This is a genomic window from Inquilinus sp. (assembly GCF_039594555.1).
Lineage (GTDB): Bacteria > Pseudomonadota > Alphaproteobacteria > DSM-16000 > Inquilinaceae > Inquilinus.
Map to the genome: position 1 here is coordinate 1 of NZ_JBCNNF010000425.1, position 5,846 is coordinate 5,846.

The 5,846-nt window shown below is 68.6% G+C and carries 8 protein-coding genes; 2 read left to right on the top strand and 6 right to left on the bottom strand.

Annotated features, from left to right (window positions below):
- Both ABDW35_RS30590 and ABDW35_RS30595 read left to right on the top strand, forming a co-directional pair.
- Positions 1-781 (top strand): family 20 glycosylhydrolase (locus ABDW35_RS30590; protein ID WP_343717621.1); only part of this gene is annotated, 781 nt, incomplete at its 5' end.
- A 197-nt stretch (positions 782-978) separates the two neighbouring features.
- Positions 979-1,359: a hypothetical protein gene (locus ABDW35_RS30595; protein ID WP_343717622.1), complete on the top strand. Its 381-nt coding sequence runs from the start codon at positions 979-981 to the stop codon at positions 1,357-1,359.
- Here the strand turns inward: ABDW35_RS30595 and ABDW35_RS30600 are convergent, their stop codons facing one another.
- The 6 genes from ABDW35_RS30600 to ABDW35_RS30625 all read right to left on the bottom strand — a co-directional run bounded on the left by ABDW35_RS30600 (position 1,360) and on the right by ABDW35_RS30625 (position 5,770).
- Positions 1,360-2,136: an enoyl-CoA hydratase-related protein gene (locus ABDW35_RS30600; RefSeq protein WP_343717623.1), complete on the bottom strand. Its 777-nt coding sequence runs from the start codon at positions 2,134-2,136 to the stop codon at positions 1,360-1,362. It abuts the gene before it with no gap.
- A complete protein-coding gene (locus tag ABDW35_RS30605; protein WP_343717624.1) occupies positions 2,133-2,465 on the bottom strand; it encodes a hypothetical protein in 333 nt (110 codons plus the stop codon). Before ABDW35_RS30605 ends, ABDW35_RS30600 begins: the two co-directional genes overlap by 4 nt.
- 11 nt (positions 2,466-2,476) lie before the next feature.
- Positions 2,477-4,084, bottom strand: coding sequence for a carboxyl transferase domain-containing protein (locus ABDW35_RS30610; protein ID WP_343717625.1), 1,608 nt, complete (start codon positions 4,082-4,084; stop codon positions 2,477-2,479).
- A gap of 165 nt (positions 4,085-4,249) precedes the next feature.
- Positions 4,250-4,516: a hypothetical protein gene (locus ABDW35_RS30615; protein ID WP_343717626.1), complete on the bottom strand. Its 267-nt coding sequence runs from the start codon at positions 4,514-4,516 to the stop codon at positions 4,250-4,252.
- 139 nt (positions 4,517-4,655) lie between these two features.
- Positions 4,656-5,387 (bottom strand): peptidase, encoded by a 732-nt coding sequence (locus ABDW35_RS30620; protein ID WP_343717627.1) that lies wholly within the window; start codon positions 5,385-5,387, stop codon positions 4,656-4,658.
- 29 nt (positions 5,388-5,416) lie between these two features.
- A complete protein-coding gene (locus ABDW35_RS30625; protein ID WP_343717628.1) occupies positions 5,417-5,770 on the bottom strand; it encodes a transglutaminase family protein in 354 nt (117 codons plus the stop codon).
- Positions 5,771-5,846 lie beyond the last annotated feature (76 nt).

Below are 5,846 nucleotides of genomic sequence, written 5' to 3' on the forward strand. Positions count from 1 at the left end.
CAACAACTGCCTGAACCCGGCGCATGAGCCGGTCTACGGCTTCCTGGAGACCGTGTTCGACGAGCTGATCGACCTGTTCCCGTCGAAGATCCTGCATGTCGGCGCCGACGAGGTGCCGCTGGCCGCCTGGTCGGGGTCGCCGCTCGCGCTCGACCGGCTGCGGCGGGAGGAGAATGGCGAGGCGCTGGCCGCGAAGCACGCCAGGCTGGTCAACACCCTCGGCAACCACAACGGTGCCGATGCCATCGAGGGGTCGGCGACCGCGGCGCTGCAGGCCGGGTTCCTGCAGCGGGTGCAGCGCTTTCTGGCCTCGCGCGGCGTCGTCACCGGCGGCTGGGAGGAGGCGGCGCATGGCGACGTGATCGAGAAGGACAAGAGCTACCTGGTCGGCTGGCGGTCGGTCGAGGTCAGCGCCGAACTGGCCGGCCGCGGCTACGACATCGTGGTCGCCCCGGGGCAGCGCTACTATCTCGACATGTCGCAGAGCACCGCCTGGTCCGAGCCGGGCGCCGGCTGGGCCGGCTGGTCAGGGGTGCGGGAGACCTATGAGTTCGAGGCCACCCAGGGCTGGAGCGAGGCGCAGCTGGAGCACCTGATGGGCGTCCAGGCCTGCATCTGGTCCGAGCCGATGACCGACCGCGCGGTGTTCGACCGGCTGGTGTTCCCCCGGCTGTCGGCGATCGCCGAGGCCGGCTGGACCCGGAAGGAGGCGAAGTCCTGGGCGCGCTTCAGCGCCCTGGCCGGGCTGCTGCCGAACCTGTACGGCCACTGGGACGACTGATCCCCGGAACCGGCATCCCCTAATCCTCGGGGGATGCTGCGAGCCCTCGTTCCAACGAGACTGGAACGCGCCCGGAGGGGGTGGATGCGCCGCCGCCTGTGCCGCCGGTAACAGGCCGGCACGGGCGGCGCGACGCATCCTTCGGTGCGGCTGGGCGGGCCGGGACCAATTCGGCCGCCATCGATCAACGAGGGGACATGATGCGGAGCATCGACAAAGCGTTCTTCATCCTGGCGGTGCTGATGGCGCTGGCCGGGATGCTGCTGGGCATCCAGATGGGCATGGCCCATGATTTCCAGCTGGTGCCGGTGCACACCCACATCAATCTCGTTGGCTGGGTCTCACTCGCCCTGTTCGGGATCGGCTACCGGCTGGGCTTCGCCAGGACGGGCACCCTGGCCGTCATCCATTTCTGGGTCGCGGCCGCCGGCGCCATCCTGCTGCCGCTCGGCATCTACCTCGCGGTGACCCGGGAGCAGCAGGCCGTGGTCATCATCGGCTCGCTGCTGACGCTGGCCTCGATGCTGCTGTTCCTGGTCAATGTCGTGCGGGCCTGGAACACGCCTGCCGCAGCCTGACTAGTTCAACCAGGACGGCTTGCGCTTCTCCAGGAAGGCGGCGACGCCTTCCTTGCCTTCGTCGCTGGCGCGGGTCGCGGCGATTCGGTGGGCGCAGTCGTCCTCGACCTCGGCCGGCGCCTTGCCGACCACGGCGGCGACCAGGTCCTTGGCTGCCCGCACCGCAGCCGGGCCGTTGCCGCGCAGCGCCGCCAGGACCTGACGCGCCGCCTCCTCCAGCCCGTCGCTTCCCACCAGCTCATGCACCAGGCCGAGGCGCCGGGCCTCGACGGCGTCGAAGCGCTCGGCGGTCAGGAAATAGCGGCGGGCGGCGCGGGCGCCGATGGCCCGCACGACATAGGGGCTGATCACCGCCGGGATCAGGCCGAGCTTGACCTCGGACAGCGAGAAGGCCGCCGCCTCGGTGGCGATGGCGATGTCGCAGCAGGCGACGAGGCCGACACCGCCGCCATAGGCCGCGCCATGAACCAGGGCGACCGTCGGCTTGGGCAGCGTGTCGATGGTGCGCATCAGCGCCGCCAGGGCCCGGGCGTCGGCCAGGTTGGCGGCCTCGTCATAAGCCGCCATGCGGCGCATCCAGTCGAGATCGGCGCCGGCCGAAAAGCTCTTGCCGGCACCGCGCAGCACCACGGCGCGGACCGAATCGTCGGCGCCTAGCTTCGCGAAGCCCGCCGTCAACTCGGCGATGACATGCTCGTCGAAGGCGTTGTGGCGGTCCGGCCGGTCCATCACGACCGTGCCGACGCCGTTCCCGATCTCGATCCGGACCGCGCTCATCGCACCACCCAGCTCAGCACCAGAAGACCCAGCAGCGCCCAGACCACGCCGGCCACGATCGACCGGGCGATGAAGGCGCGGACGGAGGTGTACAGCAGGAACAGGCCGAGGATCAGCAGCGCGAAGGAGAAGATCGAGCTGTTCATCCCGATGGCCCGGGCCATGCCGTCGAGGAAGTCGTTCACCGCGCCGCTGATGCCGCCGAACACGCCGCGGACGACGCGGATGATGAAGTGGATCAGCGTGCCCAGCGCCTCGCCGAGCCATTCGAAGAAGCTCTGCGTCTCGAACACCGCCTGGCGGCCGCGGAGAAGGTCGTAGAGGATCATCGATACGTCCGTCACATCCGGAACACGCCGAAACGGGTCGGCTCGATCGGCGCGTTCAGCGACGCCGACAGCGCCAAGGCCAGCACCCGCCGGCTGTCCGCCGGGTCGATCACCCCGTCGTCCCACAGCCGGGCCGAGGCATAGTAGGGATGGCCCTGGGTCTCGTACTGCTCGCGGATCGGGGCCTTGAATGCCTCCTCCTCCGCCGCCGGCCAGGTCTCGCCCTTGGCCTCGATGCCGTCGCGCCGCACCTGGGCCAGGACGTTCGCCGCCTGCTCGCCGCCCATCACCGAGATCCGGGCGTTCGGCCACATGAATAGGAAGCGCGGCCCATAGGCTCGCCCGCACATGCCGTAATTGCCGGCGCCGAAGCTGCCGCCGATCATCAGGGTCAGCTTCGGCACCCGGGCCGAGGCCACGGCGGTGACCAGCTTGGCGCCGTCCTTGGCGATGCCGCCGCGCTCGTATTTCGAGCCGACCATGAACCCGGTGATGTTCTGCAGGAACAGCAGCGGGATGCCGCGCTGGCAGCACAGCTCGACGAAATGTGCGCCCTTCAGCGCGCTTTCCGAGAACAGGATGCCGTTGTTGGCGACGATGCCGACCGGGATGCCCCAGAGATGGGCGAAGCCGCAGACCAGCGTGGTGCCGTAAAGCGCCTTGAACTCATCGAACTCCGACCCGTCGACCAGCCGTGCGATCACCTCGCGCACGTCGAAGGGCTTCCGCAGATCGGTGCCGACGATGCCGTAGAGGTCGGACGCCGGGTACAGCGGCTCCACCGGGTCGCGCAGCGCCAGGGCCGGCCGCTTGACCCGGTTCAGGTCAGCGATGATGCGACGGGCGATCGCCAAAGCGTGATGGTCGTCCTGGGCGTAGTGGTCGGTGACGCCGGAAACGCGGCTGTGCACGTCGGCGCCGCCGAGATCCTCGGCCGACACCACCTCGCCGGTCGCGGCCTTCACCAGCGGCGGGCCGCCGAGGAAGATGGTGCCCTGGCCCTTGACGATGATGGATTCGTCAGACATCGCCGGGACATAGGCGCCGCCGGCGGTACAGGACCCCATCACCACCGCGATCTGCGGGATGCCGGCAGCCGACATCGTCGCCTGATTGTAGAAGATCCGGCCGAAATGGTCGCGGTCGGGGAAGACCTCGTCCTGCAGCGGCAGGAAGGCGCCGCCGGAATCGACCAGGTAGAGGCAGGGCAGGTTGTTCTCGCGCGCGATCTCCTGCGCCCGCAGATGCTTCTTCACCGTCAACGGATAGTAGGTGCCGCCCTTCACCGTCGCGTCGTTGGCGACGATCACGCATTCCAGGCCGGAAACCGGGCCGATGCCGGTGATGATGCCGGCGGCGGGGACGTCGTCGCGATAGACGCCCTGGCCGGCCAGCTGCGACAGCTCCAGGAACGGGGCGCCGGGGTCGAGCAGCGCGCGGACGCGCTCACGCGGAAGCAGCTTGCCGCGGGCGACGTGCCGGTCGCGGGCCGCCTGGCCGCCGCCCAGCTTGATCCGGGCCACGGCCGATTGCAGGTCGTCGACGGCCGCGCGCATGGCCGTCTCGTTGTCGCGGAAGGCGGCGGACCGGGTATCGGCCGCGCTGTTCAGCACGGGCATGGGCGCTCCAGCTCGAGCCAATGATGCCGCGCACCATGCCGGGATGAATGAGTCCGGGCAAGGGCAGAAAGATTGTTGCCGAACGACCGGCACGTCATGTCCGACAAGAAAGGGGGCCGAAGCCCCCTTTTTCCCCCTCCAGCCGCTCTCAGAGCGCCGGACCGATCACGGGCACTGCGGGTCGCCCTTGGTGCACTGCGGCCCGTTGGTGATGAGCTGGTTCGGCGCCCGATAGATGCTGCGATTGATGACCTGACCGTTCGGCCCGACCTCGGTGGTCGAGCTTTGGAGCGTCGAGCCGGGCGGCACGTTGGCGGGCAACGCGCCGGGCGCCGGCGTGACGATGGTCTCCTGCGGCTGGGCGCATGCACCAAGCGCCAGGAGCGCAGCGAAACCGGAAAGCAGGGCGGTTCTACGAAGCGCGATGCGCATGGCACTAGACTCCTCTTTATCATTATCGGTCGGGCCGCAGACACGGCCTTGCGTCGATACAACACCGGAAGGGTGGTTCAGGCTCCCATCAATTTCAACCTTGAAACCTGCTAAATCGTTCCCGCCTCGATTCGCCTGGTCATGCCCAATCCGGATTGGGGATGGCCTGATAGGCCTGCCGCAGCGCATCGGACCAGCGCTGGCGCAGGCCGGAGAAGTAGGGATCGTCCTCGCCGATCCGCTTGCGCAGGTCCAGCTGCAGCACGTCGCGGCGGTACAGCGCGATGTCGATCGGCAGCCCGACCGAGAGGTTGCTGCGCAGCGTCGAATCCATCGACACCAGGCCGAGCTTGAGCCCGTCGATCAGCGGCGTGTCGAAGCGCGCGGCACGGTCGAGGATCGGCTTGCCGTATTTGTGCTCGCCGATCTGCAGATAGGGCGTGTCGGCCGTCGCCTCGATGAAGTTGCCGGCCTGGTAGACCTCGAACAGGCGGCAACGGCGCCCGGCGATCTGGCCGCCGAGCAGGAAGGATGCGTTGAAGCCGCCGGCATGCTGCTCCATCGCCGGGCCGTCGCGGTTCCAGACCGCGCGCACCGCCTCGCCCACCAGCTCGGCGCAGCGGAACATCGACGGGGCCGTCGTCAGGCTCTCGCGCCCGTCATCGGCGTCGGCGGCCTCGGACAGCAGAGCGACCACGGATTGGGTGACGGCGAGGTTCCCGGCGGTGAGCAGGACCATCACCCGGTCGCCCGGCCGCTCCCAGACATGCATCTTGCGGAAGGTCGAGATGTTGTCGACCCCGGCATTGGTGCGGGTGTCGGCAATCATCACCAGCCCCTCTTCGAGCAGGAGGCCGAGGCAGTAGGTCATGCGAAGTGGTCCGGGATCATCGTGAGGGATCAGGCCTGCGCCTGGGTCTGGGCCTGGACTTGCAGCTCACCGACGCGGATCACGACCTCCAGCGCCTCGGCGCCGCCGCCCTGGCGCAGGCCGCGGACCGGCGCGGCGTCGCGATAGTCGAGGCCGATGGCGACGCGGACATAGTGCTCGGTCGGGCACACCCCGTTGGCGGCGTCGAAGCCGACCCAGCCGAGTCCGTCGATGAAGGCCTCGGCCCAGGCATGGCCCGCCGCCTGCTCGACGCTGCCGTCGGCCATCAGCAGGTAGCCGGAGACATAGCGGGCCGGCAGGCCGAGATGCCGGGCGCAGGCCAGGAAGACATGGGTGTGGTCCTGGCAAACACCGATGCCGATATTCGCTTAGTTGAAACTTACACCTCAACTGAAAATTTGGTTTATGCAATGATGGGGCAAACCAGTTATTTACCAA